This is a genomic window from Oceanobacillus bengalensis, from assembly GCF_003628445.1.
Taxonomy (GTDB): Bacteria; Bacillota; Bacilli; order Bacillales; family Amphibacillaceae; genus Oceanobacillus; species Oceanobacillus bengalensis.
Genome location: NZ_RBZO01000011.1, coordinates 52,847 through 72,349, shown reverse-complemented (window position 1 = coordinate 72,349; position 19,503 = coordinate 52,847). Strand labels below are relative to the sequence as shown.

Below are 19,503 nucleotides of genomic sequence, written 5' to 3'. Positions count from 1 at the left end.
ATCCTGACCTTTTTAGTCTTTACGCATTCGCTTGTTGCGTTTTACCTTTAGTGGGTTTATCTGTTCTACTCATAAATTGTATAATGACAAGAACTACAAAGAGCCCTAGTCCTATAAAATCTGAATTGCCTTCAGGATACATTAAAAGTAGACCAGTTACAACCGTGATAATTCTCTCAATCCAGTGTAATTTTCTATACCAGAAACCAATTAATCCAGCTCCAATTGCTATCATTCCCGTAATGGCAGTAATCAGTATCCAAATCATCCCACCAGCCGTCACATCAATCATTAACAATTGTGGCTCAAGCACGAACATATATGGAATGATAAATGCCGCGATAGCTAATTTAGATGCATTGAATCCAGTTCGAATTGGTTCCCCACCAGATATACCCGATGCTGCAAAAGCAGCTAGTGCTACTGGTGGTGTTATATCTGCAACAATACCGAAATAGAATACAAACATATGTGCAGCTAACACCGGAATCGCAAATTCATGTTGATCAACCAAGGCCATAATTGCAGGCAGTGCAATGGTTGATGTAATAATATAGTTTGCCGTTGTTGGTGAACCCATTCCTAGGATAATGGATGTAACCATTGTAAAGAATAAGGTTAATAGCAACAATGTTTGCGGGGAATTTGCAATACCTGCAGCCATATCAACAAGTCCATTACCAAGTTTCAAACCTAAACCAGTTTTCGTTACTACCCCTACAATAATACCTGCACTTGCAGTAGCTGCTGCAACACCTAATGCAGTACGAGCCCCAGATGTTAGAGCGTCAATTAATTTACGAAGTGTAAACTTATTATTTTCCAGGAACATATTTGTATCTTTTCTTAACAAACTAACACCAATTGTAATAAGGATACCGTATATCGCAGTTCTTTCAATACTATATCCAGCAAATAACAAATAGACAATTGCTAGGATTGGAAGTAGTAGATATAATTTCTTGAATACTTCCTTTTTATTCGGAATTTCCTCTTTAGGCAACCCAAGAAGTCCAACTCTTTTCGCTTCCAAGTGTGTCATAATCCAAATTCCTGAAAAGTATAAAATTGCTGGTATTACAGCAGCCTTTGCAATTTCCCAATATGGTACACCTGCGAATTCAATCATTAGAAATGCGGCAGCACCCATAATTGGAGGCATAATTTGTCCACCAGTAGAAGAAGCAGCTTCAACAGCACCAGCAAAATTCGGCCTGTAACCTAGCCGTTTCATCATTGGGATTGTATATGCGCCTGTTGTAACAGTATTCGCAACTGAGCTTCCTGAGATTGTACCATTTAGCGCACTCGAAAAGATTGCTACCTTAGCAGGGCCACCGACACGGCGACCAGCAATTGCAAGTGCCAAATCATTGAAGTATAGTCCAACACCAGTCTGTACTAAGAATGCACCAAATAATAGGAACAAGAAAATATACGTAGAAGATACCTGCAACGGTGTACCAAGAATACCCTCTGTTGTAAAGAACATTGTATCAACAAGTTGCTCTAAACTTAGCCCACGATGTGCTAACATTCCTGGCATTTGCGGTCCAAATATTGCATACAGAAGGAAGACAACTGCAATAATTACAATTGGGAGACCAACAGCACGTCTAGCAGCCTCTAAGACTAGCAATATCGCTAAACCACCTATAATAACTTGTACTAATTCAATTCCACCAATTTGCTGGACCAACATATCGTAGAACACTGGCCAGTATGCAGTAACAACGATGGATAAGATAACTAAAATCCAGTCATACCATGCAACCGTATTTTTCTTTGTACCTCTTCTTGCAGGAAATAGTAGAAATATTAGCGCTAAAGCAAAGCCTAAGTGGACGGTTCGTTGTATGTAAGCTGTGTAGGCACCAAATGCACCAGTATATAATTGGAATAGAGAAAATGCAATGAGCGTAAAAAATACAATCCATCCAGCAACACCTGTCAACTTACGTGTATTTGACTCAGCATCATACTTCTCCATCAGTTTTTGTTGTTCTTCCTCTGTTAGTTCTACGTTTCCTTTATTCTCACTCATGTATTTTCACTCCTTTCAAGTAATCCCAAAGTGATAATCTTTCCACTTTAACAGTAAACCAAGCACCCGGTTCAAAGTAATCATTAAACCAAACCATATGTGCTTCTTCATTTTCCTCTGTTCCCCATACTAATCGATGTTCTGAAACCGTCTTACCATTACGTATGTTCATGGTAGGAAAAATATTGCTCATATTCTTTATATAATATTTCCCGTCAATATATTCAAACGTTTCTCCTTCTTCAGCATTTGAAGGCATTCCAATCCCAAACTCCTCATATACAAATTCATATTGCTGTATGTTAAGGTCACTAGTAATCTTGTATTTCTCAACTACATCCGTTAAATGGATGGAATGCTTAAAAATAATTTGGAAGGTTTCACCCTGTTTAATCGGTAGAAGCGCCTCCACCGTACTTGTATTTTCTTTGTAAAATACGAGTGCCGTTCGAAATGGAACGAATAATAGGATGAGTAGTAGGAGTAGCGCAATTAATAAGGGAAGTATTAATTTTGGTAGCTTCATCAAGCATCCACCTATTCATTCGTTATGTCATTTTATGCTATTTAATTGGAACATAAAATAGCCGGCAGCAAACACCTATTAGAATAGGATTACCAGCCGGCCATATAATTTATTATTTTAATTTATTCAAGTAACCCTTCTTCTTTAAAGTACTTTTCTGCACCTGGGTGAAGATCGATTCCAATACCATCTAAAGCACTTTCTTTTGTAATTAATTCACCTTTAGCATGTGTAATACTATCAACGTTATCATATAATGCTTTTGTAATATCATAAACGACATCTTCTGATAAACTATCGGTCACTACGATCATTGCAAGTACAGCAACTGTGTTTATCTCTTCATCAATACCACCATACGTACCAGCAGGAATTGTATCTGCAGCATAGTAAGGATACTGTTCTACCAATGCATCAATCTTATCCTGTGCAATTGGAACGATTCTTACGTCTGTAGTAGCACCTAAACCTTCAACAGCACCTGTTGGAGTACCAGCTGTGATAAATGCTGCATCGATGTTTCCATCTTGAATTCCTCCAGTAGATTCACCAAAGTCCAAATTTTGCGCCTCGATATCATCCATTGTCATACCATGAATTTCAAGAATTTGTTCTGCATTAATATACGTTCCAGAACCTGGAGCACCTACTGAAACTGTTTTTCCTGCTAAATCTTCAACAGATGTAATACCTGAATCTGCCGATGTAACGATTTGAATCGTTTCAGGATATAGTGAACCTAAACCTAGTACATTATCAACTACATTTCCCTCAAAAGCATTTGTTCCTTCAGCAGCATTTGCCATAACATCTGTTTGAACGAATGCAAGTTCTGCATCTCCTTCTTGAACAGCAATTACATTATCTGCAGAAGCATTTGATGACTGGGCATCTGTTTGGATACCAGTTTCATCTGATATAATTGTGGCCATTTCCCCACCTAGCGGATAATATGTACCACTTGTACCACCAGTTAATAAATTTAAGAACTCCGGAGAGTCTCCACCCTCAGAAGCTGCCCCTTCTTCATTGCCTGAATCACTATCTGTTTCCCCTTCACTATCACCGCCACCACAAGCGACTAGAACCATAGCAAGTAATAATAACATAGCAACTGATAAAAGCGTTTTCATTCTCATAAAAAATCCCCTTTTTATGTATTTTTAGTCGTTTTTTCTATTCTATTACAGAAATCACATTATTGTCAACTCATACTTATCTGCAATATAACAATAGTAGAAAAAAATACAACATAATTCCTACATCAAATTGCATATAATGTACTACTTGGCCACAATAAAGGAGTTGGTTTTTGTGATGCATGTCCCGTTAACTGTTGGATCTATGCTAGAGCATGCGGAAAAATTCTTCCCTGAGAAGGAAGTTATTTCGCAAACACATGATAAAATCCATACACTTACTTATGCTGATGTTGGTAAACGCACCAGACGTCTCATGAGCACCCTAAATACCCTCGGTGTAATGAAAGGAGACCGTGTGGGAACACTTGCATGGAATCATCATAGGCACCTGGAAGTCTACTTTGCAGCACCAGGAATCAATGCAGTTTTACACACGATAAATATTCGCCTCTCACCTGAGCATATCATTTACATTATCAACCATGCCGAAGACAAAATTCTATTTATAGACGAGGATATTTTCCCTCTAATTGAGAAAATCCATCCACATCTAAAAACGGTTAAAACATTTGTTATTATGACAGATAAGAAAAATCTCCCAGAATCTAGTATTCAGTCTCTATACTCTTATGAGGAATTAATAGCAGACGGAGATCCAACCTATCCATTTTCTACTAATATTAATGAAAATGATCCCGCTGGAATGTGCTATACGTCTGCAACAACCGGAAAGCCAAAGGGAGTTCTCTATACACATCGCGGAATTGTATTGCATAGTTATGCACTCGGACTTGCTGATTCAGCAGCAATATCCGAATCAGACGTAGCCATGCCAGTTGTTCCACAATTTCATGTAAATGCATGGGGAACACCCTTTGCTTGTACATGGTTTGGGACGACACAAGTATTTCCTGGTCCACGATTTACACCACAGCGTTTAGCAGAATTCATCGAGAAATATAAAGTAACAATAACAGCAGGTGTACCAACTATCTGGATTGGATTGTTACAGGTATTAGAGAAAGGAAACTACGATACGAGTAGTTTAAGAGCTGTATTATGTGGTGGATCAGCTGCCCCATTAGGTCTAATTAAAACCTTTGAACAAAAATACAATATCCCATTCTATCATGCATATGGTGCGACCGAAACAACACCACTCGTAACCTTCTCTCGATTAAAGAGCTACCAACTAGAATTATCTGATGAAGATAAGTTGCAAGAACGTTCAAGACAAGGCATCCTCGTACCAGGATTAGAAATGAAAGTAATCGGAAATGACGGAAAAGAAGTTTCTTGGAATGACCAGGAAATGGGAGAACTATTACTCCGAGGAAATTGGATTGCAAATGAATATTATAAAGATAATCGGAGTGAAAACGCCTTTGTAGATGGTTGGTTTCATACTGGAGACGTTGTAACCGTTGATAAAGAAGGTACGATAAAAATTGTCGACCGAACAAAGGATTTAATTAAAAGTGGTGGTGAATGGATTTCCTCTGTAGAAATTGAAAATGCTCTGATGGCGCATGAAGCTGTTTTAGAGGCGTGTGTTGTTGCTATTCCTAGTGTTAAATGGCAGGAAAGACCAGTTGCGTGTGTTGTTTTAAAAGAGGGATATACGAATTCCAGCTTGGAACAGGAACTATTAAGATTCATCACACCACAATTTCCAAAATATTGGATACCTGATGCTATTTTATTTTTAGATGAAATTCCAAAAACATCTGTTGGCAAGTTTTTAAAACGTCAATTAAGAGAAGATGTGAAGGCTAAACTACCCAATTAGGTAAATATAAAAAAACCTTGTTACATGCCGAATTAGTATGTAACAAGGTTCTTGCTTATTTATTTTTAACTTGCTTTTTATATTGTTCAAATTCCTTTGTCGTACAACGTACCCAGTGTCTAGGGCTAACTTCCCTAAACTCTGGCTCTTCACTAGTATCAAGTAAGGAAGCATCGTACGAAACTCGCTTTCGCGCACGTTCATATTCTGGATCTGGTAACGGTATTGCAGTAAGTAGTGACTTTGTATATGGATGTAGTGGGTTTTTATACAATTCATCACTATCTGCCAATTCTACCATATTCCCTAAGTACATTACTCCGATACGGTCACTAATATATTTAACCATTGATAAATCATGGGCAATAAATAAATACGTTAATCCACGTTCTTTTTGTAATTTTTTCAGTAGGTTTACAACCTGTGCTTGAATGGAAACATCAAGTGCAGAAATTGGCTCATCAGCAATAATAAACTCAGGGTCAACCGCAAGTGCACGTGCTATTCCGATACGTTGACGTTGCCCACCACTAAACTCATGTGGGAAACGACTAGCATGTTCTCTATTTAATCCAACAACCTCAAGCAATTCTTCTACACGCTCTTTACGTTCTTTCTCATCCTTTACTAACTTATGAACATCCAAACCTTCAGCAATGATGTCCATAACAGTCATACGAGGATTTAAAGAAGAAGATGGATCTTGGAAAATCATTTGCATATTACGGTTGAACTTTAATAGCTCATCTTTTGATTTCTTCCCATGAACATCTTCATTATTAAATTTAACTTCTCCTCCTGATGCATCATAAAGACGAATAATCGTACGACCTGTTGTTGACTTTCCACTTCCAGATTCTCCAACTAGACCAAACGTTTCACCTTTATAAATATCAAAAGTTACACCATCAACAGCTTTCACAACTTTATTTCGGCCAACCTTGAAGTGTTTTTGCAAATTTTTAACTTCTAATAATTTTTCGTTTTCCATTACTCATTACCTCCCGTTTTCGCAATTCCTTGCATGCGTTTTTTAACGGAAGCAGGTGGCTCAATTTTCGGCGCATCCTCATGTAACAGCCATGTTGCAGCATAATGTGTATCTGATACTTTAAACATTGGCGGTTCCATTACTCCATCAATTTCTAGTGCAAATTTATTTCTTGGAGCAAATGCATCACCTTTAGGTGGATTAAGCATGTTAGGCGGGCTTCCTGGTATCGCAAAAAGCTCATCTTCGTCACTATCAGGTGTTGGCATGGAACCAAGTAATCCCCAAGTATACGGATGTTTTGGATTATAGAAAATGTCATCTACTGTACCTACTTCTACAATCTTCCCTGCGTACATTACGGCTACACGATCCGCAACATTTGCTACTACTCCTAAGTCATGCGTTATAAACACGATTGCACTTTCTGTTTCTTTTTGAATATCCTTCATCAACTCTAGGATTTGGGCCTGTATTGTAACATCCAGAGCAGTTGTTGGTTCATCGGCAATAAGCACTTTCGGATTACAAGCTAATGCAATAGCTACAACAACACGTTGGCGCATCCCACCAGAGAATTGGTGCGGAAATTGGGTCATTCTCGTTTCAGGATTAGGAATTCCAACTAAATCAAGTAATTCGATCGCCTTTTTCTTGGCATCATTACGATTCATATTTTGGTGTTTAATAAGACCTTCCATAATCTGATTTCCTACCTTCATTGTAGGATTTAAAGCAGACATCGGGTCCTGAAACACCATGGAAATTTCTTTCCCACGAATTTTTTGCATTTCTTTATTTGACTTACCTACAAGGTCCTTTCCTTCAAAAAGGATTTGACCAGACTTTATAATACTTTGAGGTTTAGGTAATAATCCCATTAAGGCGCTCGTTGTTACTGATTTACCTGAACCAGACTCCCCAACAATCGCTAATGTTTCCCCTTTATTCAGATCAAAGCTTACACCTCGCACGGCTTGTACTTCACCGTTGTAGGTGTTAAATGATATCGCTAAGTCTTTTACTTCTAATAATTTACTCATTTAAAAACACCTACCTTCATTATTTATGCATTTTCGGATCAAACGCATCGCGCAGTCCATCACCAATTAGGTTGAATGCAATCATAATTAACGAAATCAGGATTGCCGGGAACACTAACATGTATGGATAAAGCATGATATTATCAAATCCTGTATTAATAAGCGTACCGAGTGATGCCTGTGGAGGTGCCATACCTAAACCAATGAAGCTTAAGAATGCCTCGAAGAAAATTGCATCCGGAATATTAAACATTGTGTTTATAATGATAATACCACTTATATTCGGTAATAAATGCTTCGTTATTACTTTCCAATTCGATTGCCCTAATGTACGTGCTGCCAGAACATATTCCTGACTTTTTAGTTTCATTACTTCCCCACGAACGATACGAGCCATTCCGGTCCATCCAGTAATTGTCAGGGCAACAATTATCGAGGTAATACCCGGTTCAAGTACGAGCATCATTAACAAGATAACAACCAAGTTCGGAATACCAACCAATACTTCCAAGATTCGCATCATTATGTCGTCAACTTTTCCGCCATAGTACCCAGCGATTCCACCGTAAGCAACACCAATCGCTAAACTAATAAATGCAGCCACAAAGGCGATCAGCATCGATACACGTGTACCTAACCATAGGCGCGTCCATTGGTCACGACCTAAAGTGTCCGTTCCTAACCAGAAATACTCATCTTTCATTCCTTTTGCTTCATATATATCATATGTCGCTTTCACTTCTGCAGAGTTTCTGCTTCCGTCACCTTCACTAATTACTTCAATATCAACAAAGTCTGCCTCATTGTCATATCTTGCAATAGCTTTATTTGTTGCATCTTCAACGTCTGAACCTTCAAATTCATCACTTAAATAACCTGTAAAGCCTAACCAAGAGATATTTTCAAGCACAGGTACTCTAGCAGGCATTTTTGCTCTAGATAGATCCTGATCATCAAGTTCATAATCAGTCATCCATGGCCCAACCGCACTCATGATTAAGATAAAAACGAGCACAATAACACTTGTTAGTGCCAATTTATTCTTTAAGAATGTACGTCTTGCATTTTGCAAAAAGGTTCTACTTTCACCAGAAATTTTTTCACTCGTATCCTCTGTTTTCTTCATCGGAACGAGAAGTTCTTTAGGTATCTTATTATTGTTATTTGTATCCATATTACTTACCCCCTCCGCTAATTCTAATTCTAGGGTCAATTAGTCCATAAAGGAGGTCGGTTACCAAGATAATTCCGATAAATAATGCCGCAAACAGTAACGTTGTTCCCATTATTGTCGGATAGTCATTTACCATAACCGAATTCACAAATTGTTCCCCAATTCCAGGGATAGCAAAAATTTGCTCGATAACCATTGAACCAGTCATTAAACTCACTGCCATTGGCCCAATTACAGTTACTAACGGAATCATAGCATTACGTAATCCGTGTTTAAATACTATTCCAGGTTCACTTACACCTTTAGCTCGTGCAGTTGTTATAAAATTAGAACCCAAAACTTCCACCATTTCTGTTCGCACAAAACGAGCTGCAGTAGCCATTGGGAAGATCATTAACGCAATCGTTGGTAAGATACTATGTTCAAAGCTTCCCCATAAGGCAACAGGAAACAATTCCCACTCAGCTGCGAATAGGTATTGGAGGAGACCTGCAAAGACGAAGTTAGGAATCGAAGTACCTAATACGGCAATAATCGTTGAGGTGTAATCAAGAAATCCATTATGGGAAATAGCTGCTATCAGTCCCAATAGAACGCCTATCACTGTTCCCACTACTAACGCCTGCGCACCTAATTGTGCAGAAGGCCCCATTCTGTCCATTAAAATATCTGTAACTGGTGTGTTACTAAAAGCAAAGGAAATACCCAAATCTCCTTGTACAAGACCAGCAAGATAGTTTACATATTGAATTGGAATCGGATCATTTAACCCGTATTTCTCCAATACAATTGCTTGTTGTTCTTCTGTTAATTTTTCTTCAGCATTTAACGGGCTACCAGGTAGCATTTTCATTAGAAAGAAGGATAATGTCGCAATGATAAATAAAGTAATCAACATATACATTACCCGTTTAGCAATATACCGTGCCATTCTTGCACCTCCTAAGCTTATGTGTCGAAATTCATCGAATGTTCACTATTGTAAGATTTTTTTCCCAAAATGGAACAAGAGAGCATGATTACCTTTATAGGTACACACTCTCTTGTCCAATTAAATGACATTAGATTGTCAAAAGCATAATCTTTTTAATTTTATTCAGCTGAGTTTACACTAGCCCATTTATATTCATAAGTTGCCCCAAACGGGTTAACAAATACACCCTCAATTTTAGGAGAAACTAGCTGTGCCATTGCACTTTGATAAATAGGAGCAATTGCTGCGTCTTCAAATAGAATCTTTTCTGCTTCAAAGAAGTTTTCATAACGAGCAACATTATCTGTTGCAAGTGTTGTTGTTGCTTCTTCTAATAAAGCATCATATTCTGAGTTTGAATAACCCATCATGTTGTTTCCGCCATCAGTAATCCATAAACTTAAGAATGTGTATGGATCTAGATAGTCTGGACCCCAACCAGCAACTTGTAAATCATAATCCATGCTTGTATCTAAATCTAAACGTTGTTCAAATGGAACACTCTTCAATGTTACATTTAAGCCCGGAAGATTTGTAGATAATTGATTCGCAAGATATTCGTTCATTACTTTAGAAGTTTCTGTATCCCCACCAAGTAATTCCATATCGATTGAATCTACACCTAGTTCATCAAGGCCTTTTTCCCAGTATTCTAAAGCTGCTTCTGTATCATATGTCATTAGGTCCCCACTCGCTGCACGGAAATCTTCTCCAGATTCTGGCACTGGAGCAAAGTCTGCAGGAATTAATCCATTTGCAACGATTGAACCATTATTTAGAATTTCATTAACTAAATCATCTTTGTTAAATGCTCTAGCGATCGCATTACGAATATTTGCATTTGCTAAAGCTTCGTTTCTTGTTTGATTTATTTTTAGATAGAAAACAGATGTTTCTGGTGTTACAACATAATCTTCATGTGTAGAGTATTGATCTACAAGGTCAGATGAAATACCTGCACGGTCTACAGAACCTTCTTCATAAAGTCTTACTGAAGTTGAAGGATCTTTTACGACAACATGATTAATCTTTTCAACTTGTACGGTTTCAGCATCCCAGTAAGATTCATTTTTAACTAAATCCCATTCGCTAGCTGTGCTTGTCCAGTTTTCTAAAGTGAACGGTCCATTAAATAGTAATGTATCTGTACTAGTAGCAAAGTTATCTCCTTGCTCTTCAACAAATGCTTGGTTTAATGGCATGAATGTACCAAATGAAGTTAACGATTCAAAATATGGAGTTGGGTTTGCTAACTCGACAACTAATGTGAAATCATCTTCAGCAGTTACACCTAGTTCTTCTACAGGAACATCTCCTGTATTGACTTCAGTTGCGTTTTTGATTACGCCACCCATCATGTATGGACCATATTCAGATCCTGTGTCAGGGCTAACAGCACGCTGCCATGCATAAACAAAATCATGCGCAGTTACAGGGTCACCATTTGACCAAGTTGCATCTTCACGTAATGTAAATGTCCATGTCATACCGTCTTCGCTTACTTCATGATTTGTAGCAATACCTTCAACAGGTTCTGCATTCTCATCTAAGCGATATAGACCTTCCATTGTAGCACCAATGAATTGGAATCCATATTCATCAGTAGCCATTGAAGGATCCATCGAAGGAATAGTATCTCCATTTATAACATTAAGTACATTTTCTCCTTCAGTTTCTCCTTCAGTTTCTTCTGCTACTTCTTCTGTAGTATCTTCTGCTGTATCTGCATCACCAGTGTCTGATGATTCTGTATCCTCAGAATCCCCACCACTACATGCAACTAAAACTGTTAGCAATAAACCAAGCGCTAATAATAGAGCCCAATTTTTTAGCTTCATGAAACGTCCCCCCTCATAGTTGTTTTTTTCTGAAAATTTAAGATATAGATGCTAGTCTAAAATCTAAAATCTCTACAAGTGAAATTATACCCCTTTTCTAATACTATTGTAAAGAGTTTTTTAATTTATTTTTTTACATTTTTTACACAATTCTACAAATACCGACTAAATGCGACGGTTTCCTACTAAAAATTTATAGTATTATGAGACGATACTATCTATTTCTGATAGAAGAATGTAGTTATGATATACTACTTTTAGCGATTACTAATGCAGAAATCTTATGTAAAGGTGAAAATAGAATGAATAAAAAAGGAATTTTTCTACTATTAAACATTACTGTAACAGTATTACTTGTATTCATCTTTTCCGATGGATACGGGATAATCCACTTCGTTAACGGCTTTTTCTTTATCAGTTTTGCCTATTTAATTGTTCTACTTTTCCAACTTACCATTCGAGGCGGATTCTATAATGGCATTACATTTGGATTTAGAAGGTTCCGGAGTATTATGTCTAGGGATAGGGATTACTTAGAAGAATGGAAAGACAAACCGTTGCCTTCTGAGAAAACAAACGATACATTTTATTCGTTTCTAAAGTTCCAAACCATTGCTTTAATTGGTATATTCCTTCTATTAATGTTTTTATATTACCTACTTTAAGAAGATAGAGAAAAATAAATGGAGAGAAGTGTAATAACTACACTTCTCTCCATTATTTTATTCAGACCCAACTGTTGCCCATTTATATTCGTATTGCGCACCAAACGGATTGACAAACACGCCTTCTACTTTAGGAGAAACAAGCTGTGCCATCGCCGACTGGTACAATGGAGCTACTGCAGCATTTTCGAATAGTAACTTTTCTGCTTCAAGGAAATTTTCATAGCGTGCAACATTATCTGAAGCAAGCGTTGTACCAGCTTCCTCGATTAAGCGATCATATTCAGGATTGGAGTAACCCATCTTATTGTTACCACCGTCAGTTACCCAAAGGTCTAAAAATGTATTAGGATCAAGATAATCTGGGCCCCATAAACTAATTTGTAAATCATAGTCCATATTAGAATCTAAATCCAAACGTTGTTCAAATGGTACGTTCTTTAGTTTAACTTCTAAACCTGGGAGCGTTGATGATAATTGGTTAGCGATATATTCATTACTTATTTTCGCATTTTCACCATCGTCACCTAGTAGTTCAATGGATACAGTATCTGTGCCAAGTTCAGCTAATCCTTTTTCCCAATATTCCTTCGCGGATTCCACATCATATGTTACAAGATCCCCGTTCACTTCACGGAAGTCATCTTCTGTTTCAGGCAATGTGACAAAATCCAATGGAACAAGTCCATTCGCTACAATAGAACCGTTATTTAAAATTTCATTAACTAACGCTTCCTTATTTACTGCTCTACTAATCGCAGCTCGAATATTTTCATTTGCTAATGCTTCATTTCTCGTTTGGTTCATCTTAATATAAGCTACACCTGTTTCTGGTACAACTTGATAATCTTCATGTGTAGAATACTGATCAACAAGGTCAGAAGAAATATTTGCGCGATCAACAGAACCTTCCTCATAAAGTCTCACTTGAGTTGTCGCATCTTTTACTACTACATGATTAATTCTATCTAATTGAACAGTGTCTGCATCCCAGTAACTGTCATTTTTCACTAAATCCCATTCATTTGCCGTACTTGTCCAATTTTCCAGCGTATATGGACCATTTGCTAATAACGTATCAGAACTCGTTGCAAAGCTATCTCCTTGCTCCTCAACAAAAGCCTGATTTAACGGCATAAACGTTCCAAATGTTGTTAAAGATTCAAAATAAGGTGTAGGGTTCTCTAATTCAACGACTAATGTGTAATCGTCCTCAGCAATAACTCCTAGTTCTTCAACTGGTACATCCCCAGCATTTACTGCAGTTGCATTTTTAATAACTCCGCCCATCATATACGGTCCGTACTCTGAACCCGTATCTGGATTTACCGCACGTTGCCATGCATAAACAAAGTCATGCGCAGTTACTGGATCTCCATTTGACCATGTAGCATCTTCACGCAAATGGAATGTATACGTTAAACCATCTTCACTCACATCATGGTTTGTTGCAATCCCCGGGGCAGGCTGTGCATTTTCATCTAATCGGTATAGACCTTCCATTGTAGCACCTAAAAATTGAAATCCATACTCATCCGTTGCCATGGAAGGATCCATTGTAGGAATGGTATCTCCATTGATAAAGTTAAATACATTTTCTCCTGAGGCTTGTTCAGAACCTGTAGTACCTTCATCATCATTTCCACCACAAGCGACTAGTACAGTTAGCAAAAGTCCTAAGACAATCAATAGTGTGTAATTTCTTAACTTCATAAATATATGACCTCCTCTGTGTTATGTTTCCTAGAATGTTCAAATAAAAGAGCCAACGGAGAAAATTATACGCTTTCTTTAACTAAAATGTAAAGTTACATGTCTGAACCTTAGCTTTAGTATTTCTCAATTTGTCTTAAATGATGTTGATAAATTACTAAGAAATTACCTAAAAATAAATTAGGCTCTTTCATATTGTTTGTCGCTATTGATATAAAATGTGACGTAAGATTACACGCAGAAAAGGTATTTTGGCTTATGATCTTAAATTCAGGAACGGAGTCCTCGAGCAAGAGAACGTAACTTGATAAGCGTTCTCTAGATGAAAACAGTGCTCAAAATCTGAATTTGTAACTTGATAAGCGTTCTCTAGATGAAAACAGAGCTCAAAATCTGAATTTGTAACTTGATAAGCGTTCTCTAGATGAAAACAGAGCTCAAAATCTGAATTTGTAACTTGATAAGCGCTCTCTAGATGAAAACAGAGCTCAAAATCTGAATTTGTAACTTGATAGGCGCTCTCTAGATGAAAACAGAGCTCAAAATCTGAATTTGTAACTTGATAAGCGTTCTCAGATCAATTTATTTACGAATCTTTTTAATGATTACCCTAAGTACATCTAATTCGTATATTATACATTTTGCGTCAAAGATTTCATCTAGGAAAAAGCAACAATCCTTTTAGAACTGCTAAAAAAAAGAGAGAGAACGCCATTTAGCGTACTCTCTCTTCTATAGTAAAGATAATTTATTCTTCTGAGCCAACAGTTGCCCACTTATACTCATATGTTGCACCAAATGGGTTTACAAATACTCCTTCAACTCTAGGAGACACTAGTTGCGCTCTCGATGCTTGATAAATTGGGGCGATTGCTGCATCTTCAAATAGAACCTTTTCTGCTTCTAAGAAGTTTTCATATCGAGCTACATTATCTGTCGCAAGTTCAGCTGCAGTAGCAAATACTAATTCATCGTACTTAGCACTTGAATAGCCCATCATATTATTTCCGCTATCTGTTGTCCAAAGGTTCATGTAAGTAAATGGATCAAGGAAGTCTGGACCCCATCTAGATATTTGTACTTCGTAATCCATACTAGTGTCTAAATCAAGACGTTGTTCTTTTGGAACTTGTTTAATAGATAATTCTAATCCAGGTAAATTACTTGTAAGTTGGTTTGCAATATACTCAACCATTAATTTCGTAGTTTCATCATCATCCGTTAATAGCTCAAGCTCAACAGAGTCTGTACCAAGTTCAGCTAGACCATCTTCCCAGAATCCTTTCGCTGCCTCAAGGTCATATGTTACAAGATCACCACTAACCGCACGGAAGTCCTCTCCCGTTTCAGGCATTGGTGTGAAGTCTCCTGGAATAAGTCCGTTTGCAACAAGTGACCCATTATTAAGGATTTCATCAACTAAAGCTTGCTTGTCAAACGCTCTACTAATTGCAGATCGAATATTCGTATTTGCTAGCGCTTCATTTGCTTCTTGGTTAAATTTAATAAAATATACAAATGTATCTGCTGTAATGACATAATCTTCATTTGTAGAATATTGATCCACTAGATCTGATGTTAAATCAGCTCGATCAACCGTACCTTCTTCGTATAAACGAACTGCTGTTGTAGGATCCTTCACTACTTCAAATGTTAGTTTATCCATTTGAACAGTATCTGCATCCCAGTACGCTGCATTTTTCGCTAATTCCCAAGAGTTACTAGTGCTTGTCCATTCTTCTATTGTATATGGTCCATTTGCCAATAACGTATCTGAACTTGTAGCAAAGTCATCCCCTTGCTCCTCAACAAATTCTTGATTTAACGGGAAGAATGTGCCAAATGTTGTTAGTGTTTCAAAATACGGTGTTGGGTTTTCAAGCTCAACAACTAATGTATAATCATCTTCAGCTGTAACACCTAATTCTTCTACACCAACTTCTCCACTACTAACCGCTGTAGCATTCTTGATAACGCCATTCATCATATATGGGCCATATTCAGAACCAGTAGCAGGATCTACTGCACGCCTCCATGCGTAAACAAAGTCATGCGCTGTAACAGGGGTACCATTCTCCCAAACAGCATCTTCACGTAATGTATATGTCCATGTTAATCCATCATCACTTACATCATGCTCTAAAGCAATTCCCGGCACAGGCTGTGCATTTTCATCTAATCGATAAAGACCTTCCATTGTTGCCGCTAAATATACAAAGGAAGATTCGTCTGTTGCGAGTGATGGGTCCATTGATGGAATCGTCTCTGGATTTAGGAAATTAAGTACTTGTTCCCCTTCTGATTCCGCTGGTTGCTCCGATTCCGATTCTCCATCTTGCCCATTACCAGTAGCCTCTTCCTCCTCACCACTAGCACATGCAGCTAATACAGTAAGCCCAAGACCTAATAAAAATAACACTAACCAATTTTTCAGCTTCATAAAAAATACCCCCTTGTTGTTAATCAATTCTGAAAATTAAATATACAGAAGCTTATAAAAACTATAATCCGAATTATACTACTATTCTATTAAAAATGTAAAGATATTTTTTAGAAAACTTTTATTTATCAAATGAATCAATATACTCTTTGAATTTACTAGATTCATAGACTTCTTGACAATATTATGAAAATTCAGGTATGATAGTTATAATTATGAAGTAGATTAAAAGAAGGGACCACAAATGATGCAATTTAAACAACTAAATTTGTCTCTTCAAGAAATTACCTCTAAAGTACCTGGAATCTTCTCAATCAACATGAATACCCCAGATGGAAGGATAAACATAAACGGTGGGAAAATGCGTAAAGCCGCTAGTCTTGCAAAATTATTTATCCTTGTGGAAGCTTTTAGGCAATCACAAGATGGAAAGCTATCACTAGAAAAACAGATACATATCGAAAAGGAACATTTAGCCTATGGCGCAGGAGTTATTACATACTTAACAGGTTCCCGAGTATTTACATATAGGAATCTAATAGAATTAATGATTATCGTTTCTGACAATACGGCGGCAAATCTTATGATGGACGTTGTGGATAGGCATAATGTAAATAAACTTGCTAAACAAATAGGATGTACCAAAACGGTTATTAATCGTAAATTTATGGATGTTACTGCACAACAAGTAGGAAAAGAAAATTACACAAGCGCAAATGATGTAATTAAATTACTTCAACTCATTTCAAAAAGAAATAATATACTCACTGACCATAGTCGTACACAAATCATGAATATACTTTCAGATCAACAATTAAACCATAAGCTTCCTTCAAATATACAAGAAAATCATCACATTACCTTTTATCATAAAACTGGTGAATTGCCAGGTGTGGAGCATGATGCTGGTATCGTAGTAAACAAACAGAAATTAGTAGAAGTAGCAGTTTTATCAGAAGGATGGGTAGAAGCTGGAACTGCACAAAGCTATATATCAGAAATAAGTAAAGTATTAATACAGTACATGAAATAATTATATTAGGAGGAGTCGTATTCTATGAAAGTAAAAATCGCAACATTTGGTAGAGAAGAAGTTATTACTAAAATAAAGCAACTTACAGAAGCACAACAAGATATCGAAATTATTCCTTTTACATACAATAGAGAAAGTGAAACCGTAGAATTAATTGAAAAGGCTTTCATGTGTGATATTTATTTATTTACAGAAGCTATCTCCTATTTATATGTGAGAAAAAAAGTTCAAAAGAAGCGTCTACCAGCTGTCCAGATTGCATTCGATGAGCAAATGCTACTTACTTCTTTTTATCAACTACAACAATTAAAAAACCAGAAGTTAAATCGTTTATCGATTGATATGGTGGATAAAAAATATGTCGAATCTGTTCTTCAGGACATAAATTCCGAGGACCAAGCTGTCTTCACATATGATTACGGTATTCAATCGGAAATTGATATAGATAAGATCGTTTCCTTTCATCACAATCTATGGAAGGAAGGTAAGATAGATTATGTCCTAACCTCCGTAAAAACCGTCGAGGAATATTTGAAGGAGTTAAATGTTCCAACTAGCATGATGCATATCCCTTCTATAAATATAGAGCGCGCGATTGATCAAGGGAAAAAGAGTATTAAATTAAATCTTAGTAAGAGCGCCCAAGTAGTGACAGGGTATATCCAAATAAAGAATCCCAAAACAATCATTGAACAATATGGAGAAGAGGGACTTCAAAAGAAAATGGAAAAACTCCATCATGTTTTAACTACATTCAGTAAAAAGACAGATGCTTCCGTCTTCCCTATTAGTGATCATCAATTTGTTATTTTCGGCACCATTGCTGTCATTAATCACCTAACAAATCATTACCGTGATTTTCCTCTTCTTAGAGAAATAAAATCCGAAGTAAAAAGCTCAGTTGATATAGGGTATGGTCTAGGTTTAACGGCGAAACAATCGGAAGTAAATGCAAAAATCGCACTCGATACATGTGCTAAAACAGAAGACAGCAAATGTTACATTGTCAATGAAAGACAAGAAACCATCGGACCAATTGGAATTAAGAAGGAGTTTGATGCTTCGAAGTTATACCATGCACTGATACACAATGCACGCTTGAACAATGAATTGTCATATAATTTCATTGAATTCATTCGTACACGGAATAATGAACCTTTTTCATCAAACGATATCGCGAATTATTACAACGTTACAAAACGAAGTGCAGAACGAACGGTTAATAAATTATTATCTGGAGAAGTAATTCGTGTTTCAGGAGAGGAAAGGCCCTATCAAAAAGGACGTCCAAGGAAACTATTTACGTTAAATCAATGATAAGGAAATAAAAGATAAGTCACTTTAAATAAAAGTGGCTTATCTTTTTTATAGGCAGTTTTCGTAATGTTTGTTGCTTTTTATTCTTCGCAGCAGTTGATAGAAACTGTGAGCTAACAATAATTTGGGGAATTTTCTTGAGAGAGCTTATCAAGTTCATTTGAAGAGAATTTTGCTCTATTTTAATCTTGAGAAGGCTTATCAAGTTCATTTCAAGAGAATTTTGCTCTATTTCAATCTTGAGAAGGCTTATCAAGTTCATTTCATGAGAATCTTGCTCTATTTCATTCTTGATAGCTCCGTTGAGTATTGGCATTCATAATTCTTTATTGATCTTGAGAGTACAAGCAAGATATTTTTTTAAGTTCGATGTTACGTCGCATTTTATATCAATAGTTAATTAACAACAATCTTTTAGAAAACAGCTTTTCATTAATAATTCATTGCACAATTTTCCCCTGATGATCTTCTATAATTTGTTTTGCAGCTTCATAATCCGCTTCAGTAACAAGCCCCTCCAAGAGAAAAGGTGCCAACCCATTACTTTGCTCTCGTGTCTGTTCATTATCCAATCGTATCGGTTGGAAATTCGCCACAAATGAAGAAGATTGTGTGTTTGGAACAGCGAAGCCAAAATCCATTTCATCATTATAACCAGCATCTTGCGGGTATTCTTCTGTACGGAGATTTGATATTTGTAATTTTCTTAGCGAGCTAAGCGTAGATTCTGCATCATTTTCCGACTTGAAAACTGCCTGTATTTTCCTTGACATTTACTAACCTCCTATTTTTTTCTATTGTTCTATTTTATCCAT

At 36.9% G+C, this 19,503-nt stretch carries 16 protein-coding genes; 4 read left to right on the top strand and 12 right to left on the bottom strand.

The window, feature by feature from the left end; genetic code table 11:
• Positions 1-19: 19 nt before the first annotated feature.
• From D8M05_RS08850 to D8M05_RS08840, 3 genes are all read right to left on the bottom strand, one after another.
• Entirely contained in the window at positions 20-2,044 is a 2,025-nt protein-coding gene (locus D8M05_RS08850; protein WP_121130803.1) for a TRAP transporter permease, read from the bottom strand.
• The gene (locus D8M05_RS08845; protein WP_121130800.1) at positions 2,037-2,570 is read right to left on the bottom strand and encodes a DUF1850 domain-containing protein; all 534 of its coding nucleotides are present in this window, start codon (positions 2,568-2,570) and stop codon (positions 2,037-2,039) included. The genes D8M05_RS08850 and D8M05_RS08845 overlap by 8 nt, the downstream gene beginning before the upstream one ends.
• Before the next feature lie 122 nt (positions 2,571-2,692).
• The gene (locus tag D8M05_RS08840; RefSeq protein WP_121130797.1) at positions 2,693-3,709 is read right to left on the bottom strand and encodes a TAXI family TRAP transporter solute-binding subunit; all 1,017 of its coding nucleotides are present in this window, start codon (positions 3,707-3,709) and stop codon (positions 2,693-2,695) included.
• 175 nt (positions 3,710-3,884) lie between these two features.
• On the opposite strand from D8M05_RS08840, the gene D8M05_RS08835 reads away from it, so the two are divergent.
• Positions 3,885-5,501 (top strand): long-chain fatty acid--CoA ligase, encoded by a 1,617-nt coding sequence (locus tag D8M05_RS08835; protein ID WP_121130794.1) that lies wholly within the window; start codon positions 3,885-3,887, stop codon positions 5,499-5,501.
• Positions 5,502-5,556: 55 nt separating this feature from the next.
• Here the strand turns inward: D8M05_RS08835 and D8M05_RS08830 are convergent, their stop codons facing one another.
• The 5 genes from D8M05_RS08830 to D8M05_RS08810 all read right to left on the bottom strand — a co-directional run bounded on the left by D8M05_RS08830 (position 5,557) and on the right by D8M05_RS08810 (position 11,520).
• On the bottom strand, positions 5,557-6,492 hold the full coding sequence (locus D8M05_RS08830) for an ABC transporter ATP-binding protein (RefSeq protein ID WP_121130791.1): 936 nt from the start codon (positions 6,490-6,492) through the stop codon (positions 5,557-5,559).
• Positions 6,492-7,535 (bottom strand): ABC transporter ATP-binding protein, encoded by a 1,044-nt coding sequence (locus D8M05_RS08825; RefSeq protein WP_121130788.1) that lies wholly within the window; start codon positions 7,533-7,535, stop codon positions 6,492-6,494. The genes D8M05_RS08830 and D8M05_RS08825 overlap by 1 nt, the downstream gene beginning before the upstream one ends.
• Before the next feature lie 19 nt (positions 7,536-7,554).
• A complete protein-coding gene (gene opp3C / locus D8M05_RS08820) occupies positions 7,555-8,709 on the bottom strand; it encodes an oligopeptide ABC transporter permease (RefSeq protein ID WP_121130785.1) in 1,155 nt (384 codons plus the stop codon).
• A gap of 1 nt (position 8,710) precedes the next feature.
• Complete coding sequence (gene opp3b, locus D8M05_RS08815) at positions 8,711-9,640, bottom strand: oligopeptide ABC transporter permease (RefSeq protein WP_121130782.1); 930 nt, start codon at positions 9,638-9,640, stop codon at positions 8,711-8,713.
• Positions 9,641-9,801: 161 nt separating this feature from the next.
• Complete coding sequence (locus D8M05_RS08810) at positions 9,802-11,520, bottom strand: peptide ABC transporter substrate-binding protein (RefSeq protein ID WP_121130779.1); 1,719 nt, start codon at positions 11,518-11,520, stop codon at positions 9,802-9,804.
• A gap of 302 nt (positions 11,521-11,822) precedes the next feature.
• On the opposite strand from D8M05_RS08810, the gene D8M05_RS08805 reads away from it, so the two are divergent.
• Positions 11,823-12,185, top strand: a complete 363-nt coding sequence (locus tag D8M05_RS08805) for a DUF3899 domain-containing protein (protein ID WP_183072740.1) — start codon at positions 11,823-11,825, stop codon at positions 12,183-12,185.
• Positions 12,186-12,242: 57 nt separating this feature from the next.
• Here D8M05_RS08805 and D8M05_RS08800 read toward each other — a convergent pair whose 3' ends face one another.
• Positions 12,243-13,898, bottom strand: coding sequence for a peptide ABC transporter substrate-binding protein (locus D8M05_RS08800; protein ID WP_121130773.1), 1,656 nt, complete (start codon positions 13,896-13,898; stop codon positions 12,243-12,245).
• Positions 13,899-14,646: 748 nt separating this feature from the next.
• On the bottom strand, positions 14,647-16,338 hold the full coding sequence (locus tag D8M05_RS08795) for a peptide ABC transporter substrate-binding protein (protein WP_121130770.1): 1,692 nt from the start codon (positions 16,336-16,338) through the stop codon (positions 14,647-14,649).
• Positions 16,339-16,582: 244 nt separating this feature from the next.
• Between D8M05_RS08795 and D8M05_RS08790 the strand changes: the two genes are divergently transcribed.
• Together D8M05_RS08790 and D8M05_RS08785 are read left to right on the top strand one after the other, a co-directional pair.
• Positions 16,583-17,371, top strand: a complete 789-nt coding sequence (locus tag D8M05_RS08790) for a serine hydrolase (protein ID WP_121130767.1) — start codon at positions 16,583-16,585, stop codon at positions 17,369-17,371.
• Positions 17,372-17,395: 24 nt separating this feature from the next.
• The gene (locus D8M05_RS08785; RefSeq protein ID WP_121130764.1) at positions 17,396-18,688 is read left to right on the top strand and encodes a hypothetical protein; all 1,293 of its coding nucleotides are present in this window, start codon (positions 17,396-17,398) and stop codon (positions 18,686-18,688) included.
• 19 nt (positions 18,689-18,707) lie between these two features.
• Here the strand turns inward: D8M05_RS08785 and D8M05_RS08780 are convergent, their stop codons facing one another.
• Both D8M05_RS08780 and D8M05_RS08775 read right to left on the bottom strand, forming a co-directional pair.
• Complete coding sequence (locus D8M05_RS08780) at positions 18,708-19,004, bottom strand: hypothetical protein (RefSeq protein ID WP_121130761.1); 297 nt, start codon at positions 19,002-19,004, stop codon at positions 18,708-18,710.
• A 124-nt stretch (positions 19,005-19,128) separates the two neighbouring features.
• Positions 19,129-19,461: a hypothetical protein gene (locus D8M05_RS08775; RefSeq protein ID WP_121130757.1), complete on the bottom strand. Its 333-nt coding sequence runs from the start codon at positions 19,459-19,461 to the stop codon at positions 19,129-19,131.
• Between the last annotated feature and the right edge of the window lie 42 nt (positions 19,462-19,503).